General features: G+C 63.3%; 21 protein-coding genes. 8 read left to right on the top strand and 13 right to left on the bottom strand.

Translation table 11 applies throughout. The features are described from left to right. From FN369_RS01675 to lptB, 8 genes are all read right to left on the bottom strand, one after another. On the bottom strand, nucleotides 1–512 hold a 512-nt coding region (locus FN369_RS01675; RefSeq protein WP_512698700.1), incomplete at its 3' end, for a phosphoketolase family protein. 140 nt (nucleotides 513–652) lie between these two features. Continuing rightward, the gene (locus tag FN369_RS01670; protein ID WP_178087604.1) at nucleotides 653–3,226 is read right to left on the bottom strand and encodes a DNA topoisomerase III; all 2,574 of its coding nucleotides are present in this window, start codon (nucleotides 3,224–3,226) and stop codon (nucleotides 653–655) included. A gap of 72 nt (nucleotides 3,227–3,298) precedes the next feature. Continuing rightward, nucleotides 3,299–4,387 (bottom strand): DNA-processing protein DprA, encoded by a 1,089-nt coding sequence (gene dprA / locus FN369_RS01665; RefSeq protein WP_142524476.1) that lies wholly within the window; start codon nucleotides 4,385–4,387, stop codon nucleotides 3,299–3,301. Next, a complete protein-coding gene (aroB, locus tag FN369_RS01660; RefSeq protein ID WP_142524475.1) occupies nucleotides 4,384–5,463 on the bottom strand; it encodes a 3-dehydroquinate synthase in 1,080 nt (359 codons plus the stop codon). Before aroB ends, dprA begins: the two co-directional genes overlap by 4 nt. Then, on the bottom strand, nucleotides 5,460–8,972 hold the full coding sequence (gene dnaE, locus FN369_RS01655) for a DNA polymerase III subunit alpha (protein WP_142524474.1): 3,513 nt from the start codon (nucleotides 8,970–8,972) through the stop codon (nucleotides 5,460–5,462). The genes aroB and dnaE overlap by 4 nt, the downstream gene beginning before the upstream one ends. Before the next feature lie 72 nt (nucleotides 8,973–9,044). After that, nucleotides 9,045–11,036 carry an ATP-dependent helicase gene (locus tag FN369_RS01650; protein ID WP_246189479.1) on the bottom strand — a complete coding sequence of 664 codons (1,992 nt, stop codon included), beginning with the start codon at nucleotides 11,034–11,036 and terminating at the stop codon, nucleotides 9,045–9,047. Further along, nucleotides 10,951–11,832, bottom strand: coding sequence for a 50S ribosomal protein L11 methyltransferase (locus FN369_RS01645; RefSeq protein WP_142524473.1), 882 nt, complete (start codon nucleotides 11,830–11,832; stop codon nucleotides 10,951–10,953). Before FN369_RS01645 ends, FN369_RS01650 begins: the two co-directional genes overlap by 86 nt. Further along, the gene (lptB, locus tag FN369_RS01640; protein WP_246189478.1) at nucleotides 11,829–12,782 is read right to left on the bottom strand and encodes an LPS export ABC transporter ATP-binding protein; all 954 of its coding nucleotides are present in this window, start codon (nucleotides 12,780–12,782) and stop codon (nucleotides 11,829–11,831) included. The genes FN369_RS01645 and lptB overlap by 4 nt, the downstream gene beginning before the upstream one ends. Nucleotides 12,783–13,176: 394 nt before the next feature. Between lptB and FN369_RS01635 the strand changes: the two genes are divergently transcribed. Beyond that, a complete protein-coding gene (locus FN369_RS01635) occupies nucleotides 13,177–13,995 on the top strand; it encodes a chlorite dismutase family protein (protein ID WP_142524472.1) in 819 nt (272 codons plus the stop codon). Nucleotides 13,996–14,233: 238 nt separating this feature from the next. Next, a complete protein-coding gene (locus FN369_RS01630; RefSeq protein ID WP_142524471.1) occupies nucleotides 14,234–14,479 on the top strand; it encodes a glutaredoxin family protein in 246 nt (81 codons plus the stop codon). Between the two features lie 20 nt (nucleotides 14,480–14,499). Here FN369_RS01630 and def read toward each other — a convergent pair whose 3' ends face one another. The 5 genes from def to FN369_RS01605 all read right to left on the bottom strand — a co-directional run bounded on the left by def (nucleotide 14,500) and on the right by FN369_RS01605 (nucleotide 18,448). Next, nucleotides 14,500–15,063 (bottom strand): peptide deformylase, encoded by a 564-nt coding sequence (def, locus tag FN369_RS01625; protein ID WP_142524470.1) that lies wholly within the window; start codon nucleotides 15,061–15,063, stop codon nucleotides 14,500–14,502. Beyond that, nucleotides 15,060–15,488, bottom strand: coding sequence for an ExbD/TolR family protein (locus FN369_RS01620; protein ID WP_142524469.1), 429 nt, complete (start codon nucleotides 15,486–15,488; stop codon nucleotides 15,060–15,062). The genes def and FN369_RS01620 overlap by 4 nt, the downstream gene beginning before the upstream one ends. Before the next feature lie 87 nt (nucleotides 15,489–15,575). After that, nucleotides 15,576–16,208 (bottom strand): hypothetical protein, encoded by a 633-nt coding sequence (locus tag FN369_RS01615; protein WP_142524468.1) that lies wholly within the window; start codon nucleotides 16,206–16,208, stop codon nucleotides 15,576–15,578. A 7-nt stretch (nucleotides 16,209–16,215) separates the two neighbouring features. Next, the gene (locus FN369_RS01610; protein ID WP_142524467.1) at nucleotides 16,216–16,701 is read right to left on the bottom strand and encodes a YdbL family probable chaperone protein; all 486 of its coding nucleotides are present in this window, start codon (nucleotides 16,699–16,701) and stop codon (nucleotides 16,216–16,218) included. Continuing rightward, the gene (locus tag FN369_RS01605; protein WP_142524466.1) at nucleotides 16,673–18,448 is read right to left on the bottom strand and encodes an AsmA family protein; all 1,776 of its coding nucleotides are present in this window, start codon (nucleotides 18,446–18,448) and stop codon (nucleotides 16,673–16,675) included. Before FN369_RS01605 ends, FN369_RS01610 begins: the two co-directional genes overlap by 29 nt. 128 nt (nucleotides 18,449–18,576) lie before the next feature. On the opposite strand from FN369_RS01605, the gene FN369_RS01600 reads away from it, so the two are divergent. From FN369_RS01600 to FN369_RS01575, 6 genes are all read left to right on the top strand, one after another. After that, complete coding sequence (locus FN369_RS01600) at nucleotides 18,577–19,122, top strand: bactofilin family protein (protein ID WP_142524465.1); 546 nt, start codon at nucleotides 18,577–18,579, stop codon at nucleotides 19,120–19,122. Nucleotides 19,123–19,328: 206 nt separating this feature from the next. Beyond that, the gene (locus FN369_RS01595; RefSeq protein WP_142524464.1) at nucleotides 19,329–20,330 is read left to right on the top strand and encodes an aspartate-semialdehyde dehydrogenase; all 1,002 of its coding nucleotides are present in this window, start codon (nucleotides 19,329–19,331) and stop codon (nucleotides 20,328–20,330) included. Between the two features lie 196 nt (nucleotides 20,331–20,526). Further along, nucleotides 20,527–22,632, top strand: coding sequence for a heavy metal translocating P-type ATPase (locus tag FN369_RS01590; protein ID WP_142524463.1), 2,106 nt, complete (start codon nucleotides 20,527–20,529; stop codon nucleotides 22,630–22,632). Between the two features lie 56 nt (nucleotides 22,633–22,688). Continuing rightward, nucleotides 22,689–23,351, top strand: coding sequence for a phosphatase PAP2 family protein (locus FN369_RS01585; RefSeq protein WP_142524462.1), 663 nt, complete (start codon nucleotides 22,689–22,691; stop codon nucleotides 23,349–23,351). 5 nt (nucleotides 23,352–23,356) lie between these two features. Next, nucleotides 23,357–24,577 (top strand): amidohydrolase family protein, encoded by a 1,221-nt coding sequence (locus FN369_RS01580; protein ID WP_142524461.1) that lies wholly within the window; start codon nucleotides 23,357–23,359, stop codon nucleotides 24,575–24,577. Then, a partial coding sequence (locus FN369_RS01575) for an aminotransferase class I/II-fold pyridoxal phosphate-dependent enzyme (protein ID WP_178087603.1) occupies nucleotides 24,574–25,392 on the top strand: 819 nt, incomplete at its 3' end. The genes FN369_RS01580 and FN369_RS01575, both read left to right, overlap by 4 nt.

The following is a 25,392-nucleotide window of genomic DNA, read 5'->3' as shown; positions in this document are numbered from 1 at the left end:
TCGCCGTCGCTCACGACGGCCGCCGCGATCAGATCGGGACAGTCGAAGACCGCTCCGAAGGCGTGCAAGAGCGAATAGCCGAGTTCTCCGCCTTCATGGATCGAGCCCGGAGTCATGGCGCTGACATGGCTCGGCACGCCTCCCGGAGAGGAAAACTGCCGGCAAAATCGGGTCAATCCCTCGGTGTTTCGGGGCATCTCCGGGAAGAATTCGGAATAGGTCCCCTCCAAATAGACGTTGGCCAGGATGGCCGAGGCGCAATGGCCGGGACCCGCGAGGATGAGAAGACGCGCGTGGGTGTCCTGGATCAGCCGGTTGAGGTGGACGTAGATGAGGTTGAGCCCGGGAGCGGAACCCCAATGGCCGCGAATCCGGGGCTTGAGGTGCTCGGGCCGGAGCGGCTCGCGCAGGAGGGGATTCTCCTGGAGATAGAATTGAGCCGCAGCCAGGTAGTTTGCCGCGCGCCAATAGGCGTGGATCTTTTCGAGTCTTTCGGCGGAGAGCGGGTTCATGATCGGGCAAAGCCTCCTATGCGGTGGTTTTTATGGATGCGCCGGACGTCGGCTCCGATCCTAAGCTTGGCAAAAGGTTCGGTCCAATGGCAAGCGGGATTCGGATTGCCAGGGAGACTCCGCGCTTGCGGCAAGAGCGGCTACTCCTTCGTGCGCTTGCTGCGCCCGCGGGCGGAAGATTGCTTGTCCGGGGATTTTGCGGTGCGGGCGCGAGCTTTCTTGGTCCTCTTCGCCGTAGGGCGGCCACCGGGCTTCGCGGGGGAGGAGGAGGGAGGACGTTTCTCGAAGGCAAAGCCGATCTTGCCGGCCTCCTTCAACTCGAGGAAGGCCGAAAAGCGGCGCTTGGTCTTTCGGGAGAGGAAGCCGGTCAGCAGGCCGGTCTTGCGTTCCTTGAGGAGGCGGGCGACTTCCTCTCGGGAGATTTCCCGGCTAAGGATCTGCTTGCCGATGCGGAAAGAGCAGCTCGGAGTTTCCTTGAGGGCGTGCTCGCAAACGTAGGAGGTCGCCGTCTCGTAGACCGCTCCTCCGTCCACCGGACAGGAGCCTAGGGGTTCTTCGTTGAGGATCTGCCGGGCTTCCCCTTCGGAACTTTTCTCGGAAAAGACGAAGGTGACCTTTCCGTCGGGCCCGAGCTTGAGGCGGGCCGAGAAGGGTTGGCCCGATCGGCTCCGGAAACCCGAAAGGGGTCCGATCTCGCCTTGTTGGACGAGGGCGGCCACCTCTTCTCGAGAGAGGGGCCGACCGGCCAGGAACTTGCTGATCCGAAAGCCGCCCTTGGAACGGTAATCGTAGAGGGTCTCCACAAGCGGGGTGCCATCGACCGGGCTCTTGACGTCCATGGGCTTGGCGTAGGCTTCGGCCGAGCCGAAGCGGCGCGCGTCCTCGACGATCTGCTGGGTCAACCGGCGGATCTCTTCCATGAAGCGGGGGCGGGTGAAGGAGCCGCGCTCGATCTGCTGAAGCTTCCACTCCCAATCGCCGGTCATCTCGGGAGAGGCGAGAACCGGAATCCCCGCCGCCTGCAAGAGCTCGAAGAGAGCGAAGGCCTTCGGAGTCGCCAGAAGCTCCCGCGCCTGCCGGCGAAGATATTCCTCCTGAACCAGCCCTTCGATGATGGCCGCGCGGGTCGCGGGCGTCCCCAAGCCTTTCTTGGCCATCGCCTCACGAAGCTGCTCCTCCTCGACGAGCTTTCCCGCGTTTTCCATGGCCGAGAGGAGTGTCGCCTCGGTGAAATGGGGAGGGGGCTTGGTCGCTAGCCCCACGACCTCGATTGTTTCGGCGAGAGCCATTTCTCCTTCCCGTACGGGAGCCAGGTTGACCTCTCCGTCCGCGCCCGCCTCCGCCGCGGCTTCCCGCCCATAGACGGAAAGCCACCCGGGATCGCGAAGGATCTTTCCCTCGGTCCGGAACTTCTCTCCCTCGATCGTCGTGACTCGGCTGACCCCTTCGAATCGGGCGGGAGGGTAAAAAGCCGCGAGAAAGCGCTTGCAGACCAAGTCATAGATGCGCCGCTCCGCCGGGTCGAGGCCGGTTGGCAGCGTTCCCGTCGGGATGAGGGCAAAGTGATCGGAAACCTTGGTGTTGTCGAAGATCCGCTTGTTGGGGCCGATCCACCCCTTCTCCAAAATCGTTCCGGCCGCTCCGTTCCAAAGGGGGATGAGCTTTTCCACCACGTCGCGGACGGTCGGCTGGTAGTCTTCGGGAAGATGGCGCGAGTCGGTTCTCGGATAGGTGAGGGCTTTGTGCGTCTCGTAGAGCGCCTGAGCGACCTGCAAGGTCCGTTTGGCGCTGAAGCCGAAGCGCCCGTTCGCCTCGCGCTGCAGGGAAGTGAGGTCGAAGAGAGCCGGCGGGGCTTGGAAAACGGCCTTTCGTTCTTCGGTGACGGGTCCGGTCTTCCCCAAACATTTCTCCCGGATCGCCCGAGCCTTGGCTTCCTCCCAGATCCGCTCCGGACGTTCTTCTCCCGCTTCCGTCCTCCGCGCGGGAAGCGCGGGGTCGAACCAGCGGCCGGGGTAGGAGCCCGCGGATGCTTGGAAGATCGCGTGGACCTCCCAATAGTTGCGAGGATGGAAGTCTTGGATCTCCCGATCCCGCTTGACGACGATCGCCAAAGTCGGCGTCTGCACCCTTCCGACCGGGGTGAGGGAAAAGCCGCCGGGTTTGGAGTGGAGGGCGGTCAGAGCGCGGGTGCCGTTGATTCCGATCAGCCAGTCGCTCTCGGAACGGCAGAGCGCCGCTTGCGCCAGAGGTTCCATTTCCTCCTGAGGCCGAAGATGGTGCAAGGCTTGGCGGATGGCCTCCGGGGTCATCGACTGGAGCCAGAGACGGTCGACCGGCTTCCGCACATTGGCATAGTCGATCAGGTAGCGAAAGATGAGCTCCCCTTCCCTTCCGGCGTCGCAGGCATTGACGATCCGCTCCACGTCGTTGCGGTGCAGCAGTCGGAGCAGCAGGTCGAGCCGCTGCTTGGTTTGGGCAATCGGCCGGAGCGCGAAGGAGGGCGGGAGAATGGGAAGATGGTCGAGTGACCACTCCTTGTGCTTGCTGTCCATCTCGCCGGGACGGCAGAGCTCGACGAGATGGCCGATCGCCGAAGAGATGACATACCGATCGTTTTCGTAGACGTCATGTCGCCCGGGAGGAAAGCCGCCGACCGCCGACGCGATATCGGCGGCGACGCTCGGCTTCTCCGCAATGATGAGTGTCTTGGACATCGATTCTCGAGGATGCATTCTCTTTCGCGGCTCTTTCCGCAAGGGTTTCCAAGCCGCGAGTCGGCCGCCGCGCTAGGATATTCGCACGAAAGCGTTTCCCGGTAGCCGGCGAACGAGCCGCTTCATTTCGAGTCGGAGCAACGTAGAAGAGACGGCGGACGATGGCAAACTCGTTCTCGCGACGATCGTGTCGAAGAGGCTCTCCTCGAGGCCGATTGCTTCGAAGACCGCGCGCTCGTCTTCGGTGAGGTCGGGGGGTAGCGGGCGCTCCCGGGCCACGGGGGCCGCCGGAAGCCAGAGTGCAAGCTCCGAGGCGATGTCTCCGGCTTCCATGACCAGCTTGGCTCCCTGCTGGATCAGCCGGTTGGAGCCGGCGGACAGGGGATTGTCGATTCGCCCCGGGACCGCGAAAACCTGTCGTCCCTGTTCGAGCGCGCACTGTGCTGTCAGGAGCGCGCCGCTCGCCATCGGAGCCTCGACCACGACCACGCCGGAGGCCAGACCGCTGATGAGTCGGTTACGCTGGGGAAAGGTGTGGCGCGCGGGGCTCGTGCCGAGGGGAAGCTCGCTCAAGAGGCAGCCGTTTTGCGCGATCCGCCGGGCGAGCTCCTCGTTTTCCGGCGGATAGACCCGGTCGACTCCGCAGCCGAGAACCGCCCAGGTGGATCCTTGCGCGGCTAAAGCGCCCATGTGGGCGGCGGTGTCGATGCCGCGAGCCAAGCCAGAGATTATGGGAATGCCCGCGTAGGCGAGCTGGTAGGAGAGGCGCCGGGCCGTTTCGACTCCATAGACGCTCGTTCGGCGAGATCCGACGACGGCCACTCCACGCAGCCAGCGCTCGGGTCGTTTGCCGCGAAGATAGAGGAGGAGGGGAGGGTCGGGGATTTCGCTCAGCGCCTCGGGGTAGCCCGGTTCCCCCAGAAAGAGCAGATCGATTCCAAGCTCCTGGCAGCGGGCCATCTCCTCTTGGGCCGCGGAGGGTCGGGCCCGGACGATTTCCAAAGCGAGCTTGCTTCCGATCCCCGAGAGCCGGGCGAGGGCCGTTTCCCCCGCTGCGAATACGGCCTCGGCCGATCCGAACGCCTCGAGCAGCCGGCGGGCCCGAGCCGAGCCGATTCCCGGAAGCAGGTGGAGGAGGAGAGCGGCTTCCCGAGGGGTCATCCGGCGCTGTCGAGGATGAGGGGCAATGCCCGCTCGATTTCCGCGTCGGGAACATCGACGAGTACCGGATCTCCCAAGGCGCGCAGCAGGACCCAGCGGTTGGCGCCCCGTTCCCTCTTCTTATCTACGAGCAGCGCCTCTCGAATCCGGAATAGGGAAACTCCCGGGATGGCTCGAGGAAGCCCGTGGCGCTCGAGGAGCCGGTCGAGAAGTTCCCCGGCCCTTTCGGGGAGGCCGCAGAGCCTTTGGGAAAGGAGAGCGGCCACGCGCATCCCCAAGCCCACGGCTTCTCCGTGAACGAGCGTTCCGTAGCCCAGAGCGGCTTCGAGCGCGTGTCCCGTCGTGTGGCCGAAGTTCAGGACGGCGCGTCGGCCGGTGGTTTCCCGCTCGTCCTCCGCCACGACCGCCGCCTTGATTTGCACCGAGCGCCGCACGAGCGAACGCCAATCGAGTGCCTTTTCGGCCAAGCACGCCAGGAGGGAGGGATCAGCGATCATCCCGTATTTGATCACTTCGGCCAAGCCGGCGCGCCTCTCGCGCTCGGGAAGCGTAGAGAGGGTCTTGAGATCGACGAAGACTCCCCACGGCTGGTAGAAGGTGCCGACGAGATTTTTCCCCTGCGGAAGGTTGATGCCGGTTTTCCCTCCGACCGAGCTGTCCACCATGGCCAGAAGGGTCGTCGGGATCTGATAGAGGGCAATTCCGCGGAGGAAGATCGAAGCGGCAAATCCTGCGAGATCGCCGAGCACGCCTCCGCCCAAGGCGAGGAGGGCTCCCTTCCGGTCGATCCGGTTTTCGGCCAACTTTTCCAAGAGGATGCCGAGCTGCCCGAGGCTCTTGGAGCCTTCTCCCGGAGGGACCCAAAGGAGCACCGGATCGAAGCCGGCTTCGGCCAGCGAAGCCGCGGTCGTCTTCGCGTAGCCGCGCAGGTTCGAATCGGCGACGAGGGCGATGCGTCGGCTGAAATGGTCGCTGGCGGCAAGCCGATGGCCGAGGTCTTCAAGGAGGCCCTCTCCGATCCAAACGGGATAGGAGCGGCTTCCAGCTGAAACGGTGAGAGGGGTGATCGAGTTCATGAGGAGGAGGGGAGAGTGGGACGAACGGAAGAGCTCTCGCTTCCTTCCCGGCTCTGCCGGCGAGAGGAAACGCGGGTCGGGATTCGAGAGGAGACGAGAAGCTCTACGGCCTCGGAGCCCAACGCCTCTTCGAAGGCCGCGAGAAGCGCGGGATTCACTTGTACGAAAAAGTTTCGGGAGGGCTCCAGCTCCACGACGGCGCCATCGGCCCGGCGGCAGCGGAAGCGGACCGGGGTCTTGCCGGGCCATTGCGCCAAAAGTTGCCCGAGCTCCCGCCACCGTTCGATCGACCAGCGGTCGAGGGAGAGGTGGAGAAGAAGGGCCTCGACCAGCCGCTCCTGGGCTTCGGCAATGGATAGGAGCTCCGTCGCGCGCACGCTCACCCCGTTGTCCCGCCGGGAGACGGTACCGGCCAAGATCGCGATCTCGCCCGGTTCCCACCCCTTGGAAAGAGAAGCGTAGAGGTCGGAAAAGACGATCGCCTCGACCGAGCCGGTCGCATCTTCTATCTGGAGCCGCGCGAAGGGTCGTTGATCCCGGCTCGAGGTGCGCACCTCGACACGGGAGAGAATGCCGGTCAACCGAACGGCGGCGCCGTCGGCGAGCGAAGCGAGAGCGACGATCTCCACGGTCCGGAAAGGGCGCAGCAGGCTCCGGAGCTCCTCGACCGGATGGCCGGAGAGATAGACGCCCAAGAGCTCTTTTTCGAAGCGAAGCCTTTGGGAGGAGGGAAACTCGGGAAGGGTCGCATTCTGGAAGTCGCGCGTCGGAGCGAGGGAGAGGTCGAAGAGGGAGCCCTGCCCCTCGGCTCGTTCCCGGGTGATCGTCGCGGCCGAGGAGAGAGCCGGATCGATTTCGGAACAGAGCTGCGCCCGTGACCGACCGAAGCCGTCGCAGGCTCCCGCCTTGATCAGACTTTCCAGCAGCTTGTGGTTGAGGGTTCGCCCCGCGACCCGAAGGCAGAGATCGGTCAGGGAGGAAAAGGGCTTCGCCCTCCTCGCCGCCACCAGTGCCTCCGCCGCCCCGACTCCGACGTTCTTGATCGCCGCCAGACCCCAACGGATCCCCTCTCCTTCCACTGTGAAAGCCGCTCCGCTTCGATTGACGTCGGGAGGGAAGACGAGGATCTCCATCCGGCCGGCTTCCGCAACGAGGGCGGCTACTTTGTCGCTGTCTCCCATTTCGTTCGAGAGGAGGGCGCTCAGGAAGAAGACCGGATAGTGGGCCTTCAAATAGGCCGTCTGGTAGGCGAGAAGCCCGTAGCAAGCGCTATGGGCTTTGTTGAACCCGTAGCCCGCGAATTTTTCCAGCGTGTCGAAGATCCGCTTGGCTTGTTCTTCCGGAATGCGGTTCTTTTCCCAACAGCCGCGGACGAAGAGATCGCGATGTTGCCGCATCTCCTCGGGCTTCTTCTTTCCCATGGCGCGCCGCAAGAGATCGGCCTGGCCGAGGGAGTAGCCTGCGAGGATGCTCGCCGCCTGCATGACCTGTTCCTGGTAGATCATGACCCCGTAGGTGTCCTTGAGGATCGGCTCGAGCAATGGGTGGGCATATTCGATGGGAACTTTGCCGAGCTTCCGGTCGGCGTAGGCCGGGATGTTCTCCATCGGGCCCGGCCGGTAGAGGGCTACCAGCGCAATCACGTCTTCGATGTTTCGCGGCTTGAGCCGGCGGCAGAGATCGAGCATTCCCGGAGATTCGAGCTGGAAGAGGCCGGCCGTTTTCCCTGCGGAGAGGAGCTCGTAGGTCGGCGCGTCATCGAGCGGGATCGAGTCGGGTGTCAGCGAAACACCGGTATGCTCCCGGATGGCCGCCAAGGCGTCGGCAATGACGGTGAGCGTCTTTAGCCCGAGGAAGTCCATCTTGAGCAGTCCGACGTCGGCCAGCGGCTCCATCGACCATTGGGTGACTGTTTCGCCCTGCTCCCCTCGGGCCAGCGGGACGAATTGGACGAGATCGCCGGGCGCGATCACCACTCCCGCGGCATGGACGCCGGCCTGCCGGGCCAATCCTTCCAGGCATTGGGCCAGGCGGAGCACTTCCCGAGCCTCCTCGTCGCGCTCGCTTTCGGCTCGCAAGTCGACGCTCTCTCGAAGGGCCCGCTCCAATGTCATCGACGGGTCGGTTGGAATCATCTTGGCCAGACGATCGGCCTGTCCGTAGGAGAGGCCGAGGACTCGCGCGACGTCCCGTACCGCCATCTTCGCTCCCAGCGTGCCGAAGGTGATGATCTGCGCGACGGAGCCCTCGCCATACTTTTCGCGGACATATTGGATCACTTCGGGGCGGCGGTTGTAGCAGAAGTCGATGTCGATATCGGGCGGGGAGATCCGCTCGGGGTTGAGGAATCGCTCGAAGACGAGCCCGTAGCGAATGGGATCGATGTCGGTGATTCCGAGCGCGTAAGCAACGAGACTGCCGGCGGCGCTGCCGCGGCCGGGCCCCACGGGGATTTTTCGCCGCTTCGCGTAGTCGATGAAGTCCCAGACGATGAGAAAGTAGCTGACGAAGCCGGTCTTCTCGATCACCGCAAGCTCATAGTCGAGTCGGCGGAGGAGCTCTTCGCTCGGTTTTCCGTAGCGTGCCCGCAAGCCCTTTTCGCAGAGATCCCGGAGATAGCCGGCCTGCGTCTTTCCCTCGGGCGGGGAAAACGAGGGATAGCGATTGCGCCCCAACTCGATCTCGAGCCGGCAGCTCTCGGCAATCCGGACGGTGTTGGCCAACGCCTCGGGATGGTCTGCAAAGAGCGCCGCCATCTCTTCGGCCGATTTGAAGTAGAACTCGGGAGCTCCGTAGCGTTTGCGCGTGCTGTCGGTCAGCCGGGCGCCGGTCCCGATGCAGAGCAGGACATCGTGGGCGGCGGCATCTTCCTTCCGGATATAGTGAACGTCGTTGGTGGCGACCAGAGGGAGGCCCGTCTCGCGCGAGAGCTGGGTGAGTTTTTCGCGGACGAGGGCCTCCTCGGGCAGCCCGTGGTTTTGGATTTCGAGATAGAAGCAGCCCGGTTCGAAGCAGGAGGCGAGAAGCTCGATCGTCCGCCGGGCCCCGTCGAGATCCCCCTCCAGGATGCGCTGCGGGACCTCGCCTTTCAAGCAGCCCGTCGTCCCGATCAACCCCTTCCCATGGTCGCGCAGGAGTTCCTTGTCGATGCGGGGCTTGTAGTAGAAGCCCTCCAAGTAGGCAGCCGTGGCCAAGCGGAGAAGGTTGAGATAGCCCTCCTCGTTCCGGACGAGGAGCGTCATGTGGCTTGTCTCGGCTTGGCCTCCCTTCCGGGAAAAACGGCTTTCCCGAGCCAGGTAGGTTTCGCAGCCGAGGATGGGTTGAATCCCCGCCGCCCGGCACGCCTTGTAGAATTCGATGGTGCCGAAGAGGTTTCCATGGTCGGTGAGCGCGACGGCCGGCATACCCGCCTCGCACGCGGCCTGGGCGAGCTGCGGTATCCGGCAGGCGGCGTCGAGCAGGCTATACTCGGAATGGACGTGCAGATGGACAAACTCGGTAGACGCCATAGTTCGCGGCTCTTTTCCTTCCTCAGAACCTACTCGATCGGAGACCGATCGCCGAAACGCTTTTTCGGCCGCTCATCCTCGGGAAGCGCGCAGATCGCTATAAAGCTCTCGGGGAATCTCCGCAAGAAAGCGGGAGGGACGAAGGGAGTTCTCTCCATAGTGGGAGGCTCGATAGCGCGGATAGACTAAAAACAGGCGATCCCGGGCTCGCGTCGTTGCCACATAGAAGAGTCGGCGTTCCTCCTCTTCCCCCAGGAGGGATTCGGTGGAACGGCCGGAGGGGAAGAGCCCGTCGGCGAGCATGATGACGAAGACGACCCGCCATTCGAGGCCCTTTGCTTGGTGGATGGTCGAAAGATGGACTCCCTCCCTCGATTGAGAACGGTCGGTGTTGGTGAGGAGGGTAAGCTGGCCCAAGAGGCTTTCGGTGTCCGGAAACTCGGCCGCAAAGGAGACGAGCTGGGAGAGGTCTTCCAATCGATGCGCCGCATCCGCATGCTGGGATTCGACGTAGGAGCGGTAAAACGCGTCGATCACCTTCTCGATCTGCGCCGCTGGAGCACGCCGAAGTTCGGGCGAGGCGATTTCTTTTTGGAGGGAGGCCCACTCTTTCCAGGCGGCCGCGCAGGACTTGGGCGGAACGATCGAGCCGAGATCCGCCTTTCGGGAAAACTCCTCCCAGAGACGATCCGCGGTCTTTTCCCCGACGCCCGGGAACATCCGAACCACTCGGGCGAATGCGACCGAGTCGTGAGGATTGACCGCCAGCCGCAAGAAAGCGGCGACGTCCTTCAAATGGGCCTGCTCGAAAAAGCGGAGACCGCTGGTGATTTCGAAAGGAATGCGCGAGCGAGTCAACTCGAGCTGGATCTCCAGAGCATGAAAATGAGCACGATAGAGAACGGCGATCTCTTCCCAGGGGATCCCTTCCCGCCACAGCTCCTGAAGTTGGGAAGCGACGAAGGAGGCCTGCGCGTTGGCGGTCGGGCAAGAGACGACCGCGGGCTTGAGTCGATGGCTTTCCCGAACCGGAGCGAGCTCTTTCGGGAACTGGAAGCGGTTGGCCGCGATCGCCGCGTTGGCAAGGGAGAGGATTTCCGGAGTGCTCCGGTAGTTGGCGCGCAGATAGAGTAGACGGGAGCCGGGATAGCGCTCCGGAAAGGTGAGCATGTTGCGGATGTCGGCACCACGCCAGGAATAGATTGATTGGGCGTCGTCGCCCACAGCCATGATCTGTCGGTGGCCGGAAGCCAGGAGATGGACGAAATCGGCCTGGAGCCGGCTCGTGTCCTGATACTCGTCAACCAGGATATGGTGGAAGCGGTCCTGGTACTCCTCTCGAAGCTGGGGCTGCTCGCGCAGCAACCGGACCGTTTCCGAGAGAAGATCGTCGTAGTCGACGGCGGACGCTTTCCGTTTTCGCTTGCGGTAGAGATCGGCGAGCTCGACGAGCCGGTCGGTCTGCTCGGCGAAATGGGGAAATTCTTCTGCGATCAGCGCCTCCAGGGGCACCTCCCGATTGGCCGCGAGACCGAAGATCTCAAGAGCTCCTTCGCGCCGAGGAAAGTGGAGTTCGCTGCGCGAGAGCTTCATCTCCTCGTAGCAGTCGGAAAGGAGTTCGGCCGAATCGGAACGATCCAAGATCGTGAAGCTCGGGTCGTAGCCGACGAGCGAGGCATGGCGGCGCAAAAGTCGGTGGGCGAGGTGATGGAAGGTTCCTCCCCAAATGGCCTCGGTCCCATGGGGGATCAAACGGCTGACCCGCTCGAGCATCTGCCGGGCGGCCTTGTTGGTGAAGGTGGCCAAAAAGATGCGGGAAGGGTCGACGCCGTTGTCCAGGAGGTAGGCGACCCGATAGGTAAGGGCGCGGGTCTTGCCGCTGCCGGCGCCCGCTACGACGAGAATCGGGCCCGGAGCGGCCGTAACCGCCGCGCGCTGCTCTTCGTTGAGGAGATGGATATAGTCGATCACGGTCGAGTCAAGGTAACGGGGCTTTCGTCGAATGACAATGGAGCGCGGAGCCGAAGCGGAGCATCGCCCATTTGCCGCGCTGCTTTTTTCCATGGAGCACCAGACCCTCTTGGAGGAACCGCGCCTCGATCTCGGGAGCCTGATCTCGAAGGAGGCCGCTGACGAGGAGCACGCCTCCGGGAGCGAGCCAGCACGCGAGCCGGGATGCCCCTTGCCGAAGCGGCAGCAAATACAGGTTCGCGACGATCCGATGGAAGCGACCCCGAGCCCGCCAGCGGGTGAGATCGGCTTCGACCCACCGGATGGTTGCTTTGGAAAAGTTGGCCGTTTCGTTCCGGCGGGCTACCTCCAGAGCCGACGGGTCGGTGTCGAGGGCCCAGATCCGGGTCGCTCCGAGCCGCCGGGCGGCCAGGGCCAGGATGCCGCTGCCCGTCCCGATGTCGAGGACGCGGCTCTCCCGCCAATCGGGAAGTGTCGCCATTTCCCGGAGGAGCATCCCGGTCGTGGCATGCCTCCCGGTGCCGAAGGCGATTCCCGCAGGGATGGTTAAGAAGGGGAGAACGGCTCGGGCGGGTTTGCCCGTGGGCAAGGCGGCTTCGGCGTTCTCCACGATCCAGAATTTGCTTCCGATGCGAATGGGAAGATTCGGTTCCGGAGACGGGTTGTGAGGCAGGGAGGTTCTGCGCAGGCTGCCACCGAAACGGGCCAAGAGGAGACGACCCACCGAAGGGTGGGTCAAGTAGGCTTCCAGCCGCGCGCTCCGGCGGCCCGCCAACCGGTGGAGGACGAGCGAGCCCTCACCCAGAAAGTGGAGACGTTCCAGCCAGCAGTCGGCCATCTTCGCGGGAACCAGCCGGCTCCAGACCCAATGGGGCACCGGCTTGCTCACATGGAGAAACGGGGACCGAGGTAGAGCTCGCGGGTCACCGGATCGTTGATCAGAAAGTCGCTGGAACCGTGGCTCATCACGCGCCCCTCGCAGACGAGGTAGGCGCGGTCGACGATGGCCAGGGTCTCTCGAACGTTGTGGTCGCTGATGAGCACGCTCAGGCCCCGGTTGCGCAGGCCGAGCACGATTTGCTGCAGGTCGTCGACCGCGAGAGGGTCGACGCCGCTGAACGGTTCGTCGAGGAGGAGGACCGAGGGGGCCGTAGCGAGGGCGCGCGCGATGGTCAGCCTCCGCTTTTCTCCTCCGCTCAGCGCCAGGGCCATGGTCTCCCGAAGATGGGCGATGCCGAAATCCTGGAGAAGCGCCTCGCATCGAGCCCTCCGCTCTTCGGGGTCGACATCGAGGAAATCCAGGATCGCCATCAGATTTTCTTCAACGGTCAGCTTGCGGAAGATCGATTCTTCCTGCGGCAGATAGCCCAGCCCCTTGCGGGCGCGGCGGTGCATCGGCATTCGCGTAACCTCCTGGCCATCGATGTAGACGTGTCCTTCGGTCGGCTGGATCAGGCCCACGAGCATGTAGAAAGTCGTCGTCTTCCCGGCTCCGTTGGGACCCAGAAGTCCGACGATCTCCCCTCGCCGGATGTAAAGATCGACTCCGTTGACGACGCGTCTATGGCCGAATTGCTTGACGAGTCCTTCTGCCGATAGCGGAAAGACCCCTTCGGCTTCCTCCTCGTGGGGCTCGTGGAGAATGCGGGATTGGACCGGGTGGGCTTCCTCCGGCTCGTGGGCCGGAGCTTCGGAGAGCTCGGGAATCGCGCGCGGAGCCGCGGACTTCGCTCCTCCGAGCGTCGGAGGAGGTCCCCAGGGAGGAAGGGCGCCGCCCTCCGGCGGAGAGAAGGGGGGGAAAGCCGGAGCGGGGAGACCGTCCTGGCGGGGAATTTCCATTCTGATTGCGGAGGATAGCAAAGTGGGGGCCTTCCTGCAACCGGCTCCCTCGACTCCTGTCGTAGGACAATAGAAATGGCTCTTGGTTCCGAAGTTCCGTCGTTTGTGGAGAAAGCATGGCGGCTTGCCACGGAAAAGGTCGCTTCCATGGGGGAGAGGGAGGAGGACGGAGCACTCTCCGGCTGGCCGAAGAGTCCTGTTGCGGCGGATGGCTTCGGATCGAGTGGCCGCTCGAGGAAAGGGAATTTCGCACGCTGCGCCGAGGCGGGAGCACGATCAGGCGCCCGGGTCCGCCGAACGGAGAATCGAGTCGGCCCATTCGGTGTTGGGCTCCGACGAAGAGGCGTAGTTTCGGTTGGCATTCTCGGCCATTTTTCGCAAAGATCCTCGGGTTGTGACCCAACCGACAACCGAGACGCTGGTGCCCAAGGAAGGGCTCTTTGTGCTTCATCTCTTTTACCGGTTCGATTCTGGAGCCACCCCGGCAGGGATCTCGGCTTCGCCCAAGGAGTTGGTCGGGGGCGTGGAGGCCCTGCTCGCGGAAGCCCGCGAGGCGGAGCGCTCCCAAGCGGTCTCTCTTTCCTTGATCGGACGGGCGGACCTCGGTTTCCTGCTGCTCTGCCCCGACCTCTATCGGCTCCATCGCTGGGAAAAGCGGTTGGCCGTTCTGCTCGGCCGCCACGGGTGGTCGAAGGTCTTTTCCTTCTTTTCGATGACCGAGCGTTCCGATTACACCGTTTCGGAAGCGGAACATGCCGATCAGCTCTCCTCCCAAGAGGGATTGGTTCCCGGATCGCCGGAGTTCGAGGAGAAGATGAAGGCTTTCCGCGAGCGGGTGCGCTACTACACGGAAGTCCGTCTCTATCCGACCTTGCCCGACTGGCGCTTCTTCGCCTTTTATCCGATGAACAAGAAGAGGGAAACGGGCGCCAACTGGTATGCTCTCCCCTTTCGGGAGAGGAAGGAACTCATGCAAGGGCATGCCTTGATCGGGAGGCGTTATGCCGGCCGGGTCATTCAGTATGTGACCGGATCGACCGGGCTGGACGATTGGGAATGGGGGGTGACGCTCTTCGCCCAGGATCCGTACGAGGTGAAAGCGATCGTGGCGGAGATGCGATTCGATCCCGTCAGCGCCCGTTACGGGGAATTCGGTCCGTTCTTTACGGGCTTGCAATCGCCGGTTGCCGAGATATTCGGGCATTTCGCCTAGTCGATTCCTCCGTCTGATTTCCTAAGCATGTCTGGCCGACTTTTCTTCGGAGGAAGTGAATCGAGGCGGATCGTTCCCGGATCTATCCATTTTCGTTTCCGGCGGTTGTTGGCGGAGCGGAGGGAGGACGCCGTTGCGCCTGCGGCCTTCGGACTGTCCAGGGAAGATCTTCTCCGGGCAGGATCCGAGCCGATTCGACGAAGGAGAGGATGGGGGGAGTGAAATTCCATTAGGATCCATGCAACGAGTAACTCTTTACGTAAAAACGGGTTGCCCTTGGTGTAACGAGGTGGAAGCCGTGCTCCAACGCTACGGCATTTCCTATGATCGGGTCGACGTCCTGCGCAATTCGGAAGCCTATCGGCGGATGAAAGCCATCTCCGGGCAGTCGCGAGCGCCGACGATGGAGTGGGGAGACGAGGTGCTCGCCGACTTCGGGGCCGACGAGCTCGAGATATTCCTGCGCGACAAGGATCTTTCTTGAGCGATTGCGGGGCCGCCGCCTCATTCCGGGCTGACGACGGGCAAGCCCTGCCGGATCCGGTCAAGGTCTTCCTTGATCTCTTTTCGCTGCGCGGGCTTGAGGTAGTCGATGAAGAGCTTGCCGTAGAGATGGTCAACCTCGTGTTGGATGACCACGGCGAGAAAGCCGCTCGCTTCGAAGACGAGCGGATTCCCCTGCAGATCTTGCGCCTGGACCGAAACGCGCCGGGAGCGCGGCACATCGATTCGGAGCCCGGGGAAGCTCAAGCATCCCTCGTTTCCGATTTCCTTGGATTTGGTCAGCGAAAGAACGGGATTAGCCAAAAACAGGGGCATCTGCTCTTCCACCGGTACCGGACGTCCTCGCAGGATCATCGCGGAGGGGGCCTTTGCCGCCGTTACGTCGATCACTGTGAAGAGGAGAGCTCGGGCCACCTGCTGGGCGGCTAATCCCACTCCTTGATGAGCGATCATGGTCTCCCGCATATCCTCGGCAAACTTGCGAAGCTCTCCGTCGAAGCGGCGCACGGGCGAGCCCCGCTGACGCAGGATCGGATTGCCGAAGAGAACGATCGGAAGAATCATGGTTGCCGACTCTGCGGGGATTTGGGTTCTACGGTAAACGTAGGCAGGTTGACAATTCCGGCAACTTTTGCGGCGTCCATGACTTGGAGGATGATTTCGAAAGGCGCCTTTTTGCTGGCCTTGAGGGCGATTTTGGTCTCCGGAGATTTGGCGAGGGTTTCCTTGAGGAGCCGTCCCAGCTCCTTGGGTGCTACCGGCTTGTCGTCCAAAAAGATCTTCTCCTCCTCGGTGACGTAGATGATTCGGGGAACATCCGCGCGGATCGGCTTGGCCCGGGCGGACTCCGGCAAATCGATCTTCACCGCCGGCTCCTCCCGCTGAAAGGTCGTCGTGACGACAAAGAAGAGGAGGACGATCGACAGAATATCGATCAGAGACACCAAGTTGATGAGGGGTTGGCGCTTCGGGCGTTCGACGAACCGCATCGGGATTCCCGCTCAAATGGAATGATTCCTGATTGGGATCAAGGAAAATTGCTGCCGCCCTCAAGCAGAGCTCCTCGTCAAACTCCGTCAGGGTCCGGTCGGCCGAGCTTCCTGGGAGAGGACCGGAGGCACTCGGTTGGCCTGCTGAAAGAAGATGTAGGAGAGGATCAAAGCCATCTTGTCTTCCCGGGCGATGCGGAGGTGAGCGGGGACGCGAAAAGGGGCGGTGCTGGTAAACAGGAGCTGCGCCTTCCCGTTTGTGAGCAGAAAGACGTGCACGAGCGGAGGGCGCGGGGGAGGAAACTTTTCGTGAATGAGCGCATAGGTCCCGCTGAGCGAGTCCGTTCTGCCGACGAGCGCGTGGGCGGCCTTTCGGTTGAGCCGGTGCTCGATTTCTTTGCGCTGTCGGTCCGGCAACGATTCGAGGAAAGTCCGAAGCCCTCCGGTCGGATCGAAAGGTGCTTCCGGGCCGGAGCGGGGCGAACCGATCCCCGCCGGAGCTTGCGCTTGTCCTGGGGAGGCGGGGTTCGCCGGCCCCATTTCCACAGGATGGAGCGGCGCCTCCGGGGGGGCCCGCTCGGGGGTCGGGCTCGTCGATTCGGACGGCGTGGGGAGCGGATATTCCGGATCGCTTTGCGCCCGGGCGGGATGCGCGACCGGGAAGAGCTCGAGGACCAAAGCCAACGCGGCGATCCTCGACCCAATCGTGGATGATCTCATCGATTCGCTACTTACGAACCCACGTTCCGTCCGGTTGCTGCACATACTCACCCGGAAAGGCGCGCCTGGCCCAGCGTCGCGCGTATTCGTCCTGGATCTCTTCGAAGGTCTTTCCCTGTAATTTAGTTTGCGCCATGTAGAGCTGCAAGCGGTCTCGGTTCTCATCCTGCACTACATGCTCGGCGAACTGCTTGTAGGAGGGATCCGTCGGAGGGTTGACGACGGCCAGGAATCCGTCGCGGTCTTCTCCGATCACGCCCGCGTTCTTCAAACCCTGGATTTCTCCGGAACGGAGGCGGCGGCGTTCCGCGATCTCGGGCGAGACCGGCGCCGCATGCACGCTCTGCTTCTCGGTGACCTCCACGCCCATGTGGACGTTGATGCGCACCGGCTCCGGAGTCGTCACGCGGACCGTGGGGGAGCATCCAAGGAGGACGATCGGGATGGCGCAAAGAAGCCATCCCTCACGGGGAAATCGGGGGATACTCTCCATTCGTTTGCTCCGGCAACTGATCAGAATTCTGATCGAGAGACAAGCCGCTTGCGATCGGACGCCCCATCCCGGGATCCTGTTGCCAGCGGATTGTAAAGTTTCGCTTTCCCTCGGGTCCACGCAGTTCCAGCCGGAGGCGACTCTCCGGCAAGCCGTAGGAGAGCGAAAGAAAACCGAGAGAGTAGGAGTAGCTGCGCAGGGATTGGGCGAGCATCTGCATGAGCTCCCTCTTGGCGGGGGGCCAGTCGGCGGGGAGTCTCCGGAGAAAGGAGTCGATGTCGCGCATCTCCAGTCTCCCGGGTCCGGCGAGCGTCAAAAAGCCGAAAGCATTTTGCAGGCTTGTTCCCCGCGCCTCGAGGCGGAGACGGCCATCGGCCTTTCCCGTGAGGGCCACGGCGAAGCGGTCGCTCGTCAGCTTCTGTGCGATCGGCGCGACATCGACTCCGGTCAGGTGCATCCAGCCGACCCACGGAAAGTCGTTCTGGAACTCGATGGAGAACCCTCCTTGGCCGTACCCACCGTAGAGATTGCCTCCGAAGTGGCCGAAGATGCCGCTGCTGTTGAAGGTGACATCGAGCCAGTCGTCCGTGGCGGTGATTCCCCGCCAGGAAACTTCGTTAAAGAAGACGGTGTGGACGAGGTTGTTTGCCCGATGCTCGCTTACAGGCAAGTTGAAGGAGAGGCGCCCTCGGCGCACGTCGAGAACGACATGGTACGAGGGATACTCGATCTTCCCCGGCATGATCTCGATCTCATTCTTGAGGCTCGCCTGCGTCCAATCGTTCAACGGAACGTTTTCGGAGGTGAGGCCGAAAAGGAACGGAAGGACGACTCCCGGGGTCCCGAAGGCGCTGATCAGGAACTGCCCTCCGCGGACGAGGACCTTGTCGGCGGTCCATTGCTCCAGGGTGCGTTCGCGACCTTTCTGCCGTCGGTTCTCCTCCTCCTTGCGGAACTGATCCACGTACCAGAAGAGATCGGGGCCGAGGTAGAGCACCGGATCGAAGAGCGCGAGCTGGTCGATCCGATGTTCCGAGAGCCCCCGCCAGGAAAACTTCACCCGAAGCGACTCGATCGTGAGGATCTTGGACAAGGGATCATAGGGGGAATAGATCATCACGTTGCGGGCCGCGGCGACGTTGAGCAGGCGATCGTCCCGGCTCAAGCCGACGATCGGGATGTCGTGGAGCTCGATCGGTTGGCCGTGAAATCCCAAGGCGAGCGGGATCGGCGGCAGGTGGGGAGCGAGCCGGTCGATGTTGATCGTGGCTCGAACCACCCGGAGGGTATCGATCTGGAGACGGGCCTTGGGAAGGAGCCGGAGCCACGGATGCGGACGGCCTCCCTTCGACTCTCGCTCCAGAAAGGCGATGAGGGCCGAGCTCCAGACCGTGGGAGAACCGATTTCCACGAAGGAGAGCCTTTGACGCAGAAGGAGATCGTCCCATCTCCACCGAACCAGAACCTCGGAGATGAGACCGACGTCTCCCAGGGAGACGCCGTGGAGGCGGAAGGAGGTCGGGGAGAACCATTCCGCCGAGTCGATGTCCAAGGGAAGCTCCAAGCGGCGGGCGAGCCAAGTGAGCGTTTCCGCGGTGTTGGACTGGATTCGCCGTCCGGCCCAGGGGGCTCCGTAGAAAAGGAGCAGCGCGAGGAGAAGAAGCGCTTCGAGCGGGAAGCCGATCCGGCGAGAAAAGGATCGTTTCCGGGGGCGGCCGGCCCGCGGCTCTTGTCCAGCGCCCGTCATTGAGAACGGGATCCTACCAGCGGCGATCCGATGGGAAAACCGGAAAGCGTGGGGGAGGACGGGAAAAAGAGGTTGAAAAGGAGCAGGCGGGTGTTATACGAATCAGCGACTCCTCAAGATCCTAATTTATGAATATTCCCTCCGATGCGGCGCGAAGCGAGAACGATCTTCCCGGTCCGAAGGTGACGGTCTTGACCCGGGATACGGAATTCCGGGGAACCGTCGGCTTTACGGGCGAGCTCCAGCTCAATGGTAGGCTCGAGGGAGAGATCCTTTCGGAGGACGGAACCCTGGTGATCGGAGACACCGCCCTTGTGAAAGCCGACATCCGGGCGAAGAAGGTGGTCGTTCGTGGCCAGGTCTTCGGCAACATCTTGGCGCGCGAGCGGTTGGAATTGGTTGGATCGGCGCGGGTCTTTGGAGACGTGCAGACCGGCGCGCTGGCCATCGAACAAGGAGCCCTCTTTGTCGGAAGATCGGAGAGCCTGCTTGCCGAAAAGGTGGAGCGGCCCGATCCCGGCTCGTTCTTCAAGATGTTGACGCAGACCGGGCGGGAAGAGGGCTCGGCCCGATCGGCGAAGGAAGGGGGCGAAGCGGCGAAGCCCCTTCCTTCGGCGGGAGGGAGGTCCCTGCCACCGGCGGGGAAGCCCGTAGAGAAAGGAAGCCCGGCCTAAGCTTGCATGCCCCGCAGGCTTCTTCCTACCGCGAGTGAAGTGAGTGAGTCCGGGTGGCTCTCGCTGGGTTCTTCTTCCGGGCGGCGCTCCTCTATGGTTTCGGAGGCAGATCGATGCTCCGAATCCGGTCGAGCGCTCGGTGGTTTCCTTTGGATCCGAGCTTTCGCGGGCGGGTGGGTAACCGGTAAGACACAATCCTAGGCATCATGGGTTTACGAATCGGAATCGTCGGAGCGACGGGAGCGGTCGGTCAGGAAGCGCTCCAGCTATTGGAACTGGGCGCGCTTTCGATCGCCGAAATTCGTCTCTTTGCTTCCGTCCGATCGGCCGGCCGGGTTCGTTCTTTTCGTCGGGAGACGGTGCGCATCGAAGAAATCAGCGCCGAGCGGCTCGCGGGGCTCGATTACGTCTTCTTTAGCGCCGGAGCCTCCATTTCCCGCCAGTATGCCCCGGCGGCCGTGAAGGGAGGGGCGATCGTCATCGACAACTCTTCGGCGTTTCGGATGGCCCGCGAGATCCCGCTCGTCGTGCCCGAGGTCAACGCGAAGGAGCTCGGCCGCCATCCCGGAATCATCGCGAATCCGAATTGCACCGCGGCGATCCTCGCCACCGCCGTCTGGCCTCTTCACCAAGCCGCGATCGTCGAACGGATCGTAGTAGCGACCTATCAAGCGGCGAGCGGGGCGGGGGCCAAAGCGCTCGCCGAGCTCGACGCCCAGGTTCGGCAATATGCGGCCGGTGAAGAGATTCGAAGGAAGGTCTTTCCGGAACAGATCGCCTTCAACGTCTTTTCCCATAATACCCCGGTCGACGACTCTGGGTTCAACGAGGAGGAGAACAAGGTCGCTCAGGAGATCCGCAAGATCTTTGGAGAGCCGACCTTGGGAGTATGCGCCACCTGCATCCGAGTGCCGGTCTTCCGGGCGCATTCCGAGGCGGTGGTGCTGGAGACTCGGCGCAAGCTTTCGGCCGAGGAGGCCCGGGAGATCCTTTCCCATGCTCCGGGGGTCGCGGTCGTCGACGATCGGAAGGCCAACCGATTCCCCACCCCTCTCGAGGCGGCCGGAAAGCGGGAGGTGCTGGTGGGACGCCTCCGGGAGGATCCTTCCCATCCCCGGGCGCTCGCTCTCTTTGTGAGCGGCGACCAGCTCCTTAAGGGAGCCGCCTGGAACGCGGTGCAGATTCTCGAGCTGCTGGCTGCGGGCTGAGGCGCGGAGTTCCGATCGACTCCAAAACGGGACCGGCGGCTCGATTTTGTACCGGGAAGATCCTCCAGCGGATTTCCGGCATCTGGTGCGCAAAGCCCGGCAATCGAAAATAGAAAAATGGGCGGGCGTCGAAGCTCTTTCTCGCGACCGGCTCTTCCCGGTTTTGGATGCGGCGAGAATCCCGTATAGTGGAGGGATGAGAATCCGATTGCGAATTGGCGGAATGACCTGCTCCAACTGCGCCCGACACGTGCAGACCGCACTCTGCGCCGTTCCCAAGGTCACCTCGGCGCGGGTCGATCTCGAAAAGGGGAGAGCGACGGTAGAGGTCGGGGAAGGGGGCCCCACTTCGACCATGCTGGTCGAGGCTGTGCAGAAGGCTGGCTACGAGGCGGCACCGGCGGAAGACGACGAGGACTCATCCGGCCCTTGGCAGCGGGGCTTGCTGGTCGGAGTCGTTCTCACTCCGCTCCTCTTCCTCTTGCCGTGGCTCGTCCGTGCCCCTCCCCATTCCCATTGGCTCGGCTGGCTCGAGTTCGCCTTGGCCCTTCCGGTCCAGCTCGTCACCGGTCGGCCGTTCTATCAGGGTGCCTATCGGCAGCTCCTTCACGGAAGGCTCGACATGGACGTGTTGGTCTCCCTAGGGAGCTCTGCGGCTTTCCTTTTGAGCGTCTACGGCCTTCTCCGACCGGGTAGCCTCGAGCACGGCTACTTCGACGAGGCGGCTGCAATCCTTACCCTGGTAAGCGTGGGCCATTGGCTCGAGGCGCGAGTCTCCCTTCGAGCCTCCCGGACCTTGCGGACTCTCTTGGCGCTTGCGCCTCCGAAGGCGCGAAGGCGTCTCCCCGACGGGAGAGAGGAAGAGGTTCCTGTCGAGGAGCTGCAGAAGGGCGATCTCGTGGTTCTCGCGCCAGGGGATCGCGTACCCGTCGATGGGGTCCTCGCGGAAGGAAAGGGGATTCTTGACGAAAGCATGCTCACCGGAGAATCCCAACCGGTGGAAAAGTCCCCCGGAGAACCGCTCTACGCGGGCACGATCAATATGAGCCGGCAGATCCTGATGCGCGACTCGGCCGCCGGATCGGAAACGGTGCTGGCGCACATTGCAGCGACCGTCGAGCGTGCCCAGCAGAGCCGGGCGGCGATCCAGCGGCTGGTCGATCGGGTGAGCAATGTCTTCGTGCTCACAGTCTTGGTGCTGGCGGCGGCCACCGTGTTCGGTTGGGGATGGGCCGGCCTCGGCTGGGAAGCCGCGCTCTTGCGGGCGGCCTCTGTGCTTGTCGTGGCCTGCCCCTGCGCAATGGGGCTCGCGACCCCCGCCGCGATCCTGGTAGCGGCCAACGTCGCGGCGCAGCGCGGCGTTCTGCTCCGGGACGCCCAGGCGCTCGAAAAATGCGGCAGGATCCGAAAGATCGTCTTCGATAAGACCGGCACTCTCACCGAGCCGACCGTAGGGAAGCCTGTCTATTATGGCGATGCGGCCGAAGCGGAAAGGCTCGCTCGCTCGTTGGCGGGCCCGAGCCGGCATCCTTTGAGTCAGGCGGTCGCCCGCTACTTTGCGCAAGCGCAGCCGGTCGAGTTGGAAAATTGGGAGGAAGAGCGTGGCCTCGGGGTGCGGGCACGCTATCAGGACAAGATCGTGAGGCTCGGTTCGCTCCGCTGGCTCGAGGAGCTCGGGATCGCACTTCCCGAAGAGACGGCAGCCGGCGCGAACGGGACTCTCGGTCTGGCCATGGGGAAGCAGCTCTTGGCGACCTTCCCGATCGTCGCCCGGCCCAAGCCTTCCGCCGCTGGGGTGCTGCGCGGATTGCAGGAGCAAGGCTATACGGTCTATCTCCTATCCGGCGATCGCGCCGAAGCGGCCTTCGCCTTTTCTCGGGAGGTCGGGATTCCGGCCGAACGGACCTTTGCCGAGGTTCGACCGGAAGGGAAGGCCGAGCTCGTGCAAAAGCTCCAGTCCCAAGGAGGAGGAGTCGCGTTCGTGGGGGACGGGATCAACGATGCGCCGGCGCTCGCCCAAGCCGACCTGGGCATCGCGGTCCTTCAGGCGACCGACATCGCCCGGGAATCCGCCGACGTGATCCTTCTGCGGAAGGATATCGAGGCGATCCCGGAGATTCTCTCCCTAAGCGCCAAGACGCTTCGCACGATCCGCGAGAATCTCTTTTGGGCCTTTTTTTACAACGCGGCGGCCATTCCTCTGGCGATCTTCGGGGTGCTCGCTCCGGCCGTCTGCGCGGCGGCGATGGGGATGTCCGATCTCTTTGTCGTCGGGAATGCCTTGCGACTCTACCGCCGCTGACGTACGAAAAGGGGTCTCCGAGGCGGGGTGGAGAAGAGGCGGAGCCGTCGAACGATATGGGTTGGGATCTCTGGCTTTTTTACGAGATCAACACCCATTGGACTTGCCCATTCCTCGACCGGTGGATGCCCGTGGTCTCCCACTACCACCACTTCCAGGGTTTTGTTCTGGTGGGAGTGTTGCTTTTGACCATCTTCGGCCGCTTTCGCGAGCGCTGTTTCTTAGGCCTGGTAGGGATCAGCCTCGTGGTGGGAGATATGGGCGTAACGGACAGCCTGAAGCATCTCGTCAACCGTCCCCGTCCGTTTTCCGTCCTTGCCGGGGTTCGGGAGGTGGACGAGGGGAAAATCTCCTGGTCCGACCCGAGTCGTGGACCGCAGGGTAGGTCGTTTCCTTCGGGGCATGCGGCGAACAACGCGGCCCTCGCCTATCTGGCGAACGCTTTCTACGGCCCGCGAATGGCTTGGGTTTGGCTCTGGGCAGGGCTGGTCGGCTACTCGCGGGTCTATCTGGGCGTTCACTATCCCTCCGACGTGCTCGCCGGCTGGCTCGTGGGTACGTTGTATGCCTGGGCGCTGAGCACCGGAGCCGAATATGCTTGGCATCGGTGGGGCAAGCGGCTCTTTCCACACTTTTTCGTCTCCCATCCCCGCCTTCTCTACGCCCGGGAGAAGAAGCGAGGGGAGACGAAGGAAGAACGGGAGAAGAGAATCGGTTAGCGGCGATGCTCCTTACGGCAAAGGCGGTTCTTCTTGGAAGCGGGGAGGTTCTTACTCCGGGAACGGTGCGCGTCTTGGGGAACCGGATCGTCGACGTAGCCGAGAAGATTCCTCCCCGATTGGGCGAGGAGCGGATCGCTCTCGGGGACGCCGTACTCTCCCCGGGGCTGATCAATGCCCACGTCCACCTCGATTACACGGGGCTTCGAGGGAAGCTCCCCGCGTCTTCCTTCCCCGCGTGGGTCAAAGAGATCCTCCGGCACAAGGCCTCCTTGAGTCTCGATTCGCTCCAGGAGGCCCTCCACGAGGGTTTCGGCCTGCTCGCCCGCTCGGGAACGACCGGGGTGGCCAACATGGAAGCCTATCCGGAGCTTCTCCTCTTGGCGGATCGCTTTCCCCTGCGCTGCTGGTGGTTTCTCGAGCTGCTCGACATCCGCCCTCATGCCTGGAGCGCGGAAGCGACCTGTGCGGTTCTTCGATTCTTCGACAATCCTCCGCTTCCGCTCGGCAAGCTGGGGCTGGCCCCGCACGCCCCCTATACGACCTCTCCCGAGCTCTATCGCCTCGTCCGAGAAAGCGCCCACCGCTTCCTCCTTCCCGTCACGACCCACGTAGCCGAGTCGCCGGAGGAGTGGGAGATGTTCCACAACGGCGAGGGAGCTCTTTGGGAGCTGGTCCGGCAAGCAGGAGAGGGGATTGCGAGGGAAGAGGAGCTCTCTCCGCTCCAGTGGCTCCATCGGAGCGGGGGCTTGGCTCCCGGCATGATCCTCGTCCACCTCAACTATCTCGACGATGCGGATTGGGCTCTTTTGGCGAACAAGGAGGTTTCGGTCGTCCATTGTCCCAAGTCACATGCCTTCTTTTCCTACGCTCCTTTTCCGCTCGAGCGGATGCTCTCGTTCGGAATCCCGGTCTGCCTGGCCACCGACAGCCTTGCCAGCAACGACACGCTCGACTTGCGGGAGGAGATTCGAGAGGCCCGCCGACGCCATCCCGCCATTCGGCCCATGCAGTGGTGGGAAATGGTGACGGCCGCCCCCGCACGCGCCTTGGGCTTCCCGAGAACTTTGGGCGTGATCCGCAGCGGCGCCTGGGCCGATCTGGCTGCGTTCCGCTGGGTGGGCGGATCGGATCCATGGGAAGCGTGCATCGAGAGCCAGGAAGAGCCGCTCTTCCTCATGGTGCATGGGAATGTCCTGAAATCGGAGGGACGCTGGCACCGATGAGCGGGGAGTTTCGGGCGGCTCTCCGATCGGAGCTCGACCAGCTCGCGGAGGCGGGGCTTTTCCGCTCGGTGCCGCGAGCGTCCGAGGGCGAAGGGAAAGGGCCTTTGGTCAACTTCGCCTCGAGCGACTATCTCGGCCTCGGGCGGCATCCGGCGGTGATCGAGGCGGCCTGCCGGGCACTCCGGGAGCAGGGGTCGGGCTCCGGCGCCTCCCGGCTCCTCTGCCCGGACGCGGCCCTTCTTCGGGAGCTCGAGGCCGGTCTCGCTTCCTGGAAGGGGCGCGAGGCGGCACTGGTCTTTTCTAGTGGCTATGCCGCAGCTCTCGGGACGATTCCGGCGCTGATCGGATCGGAGGACTTGGTCGTTCTCGACCGGCTGAGCCATGCGTCCTTAATCGACGGGGCGCGGGCGAGCGGAGCCGCGCTCCGCGTCTTCCCCCACAACGACTTAGAAGGATTGGAGGGGATTCTCAGCCGCTACCGGGGCAAATTCCGGCGGGCGCTCGTGGTAACCGAGTCGGTTTTCTCGATGGACGGCGACGTCGCTCCCTTACGGGAGCTGGTCGCCCTGAAGGAGAAACATCGGGCTTGGTGCCTCGTCGATGAAGCCCATGCCGAGGGCATCTTCGGCCGAACGGGAGCCGGACGGATCGAGGCGCTCGGCTTGCAAGGGCGAATCGAAGTGGAGCTGGGAACCCTTTCCAAGGCGCTGGGATCGGGAGGGGGCTTCGTTGCGGGCGACCGGGAGCTCATCGAGCTCCTGGTGAACCGGGCTCGCTCCTTTATCTACTCGACGGCCCTCCCGCCGCCGGCGGCC

The sequence above is a fragment of the Methylacidimicrobium cyclopophantes genome (genome assembly GCF_902143385.2).
Classification (GTDB): Bacteria; Verrucomicrobiota; Verrucomicrobiia; order Methylacidiphilales; family Methylacidiphilaceae; genus Methylacidimicrobium; species Methylacidimicrobium cyclopophantes.
The sequence above is the reverse complement of the archived record's forward strand: the minus strand, read 5'-3'. Positions and strand labels throughout refer to the sequence as shown.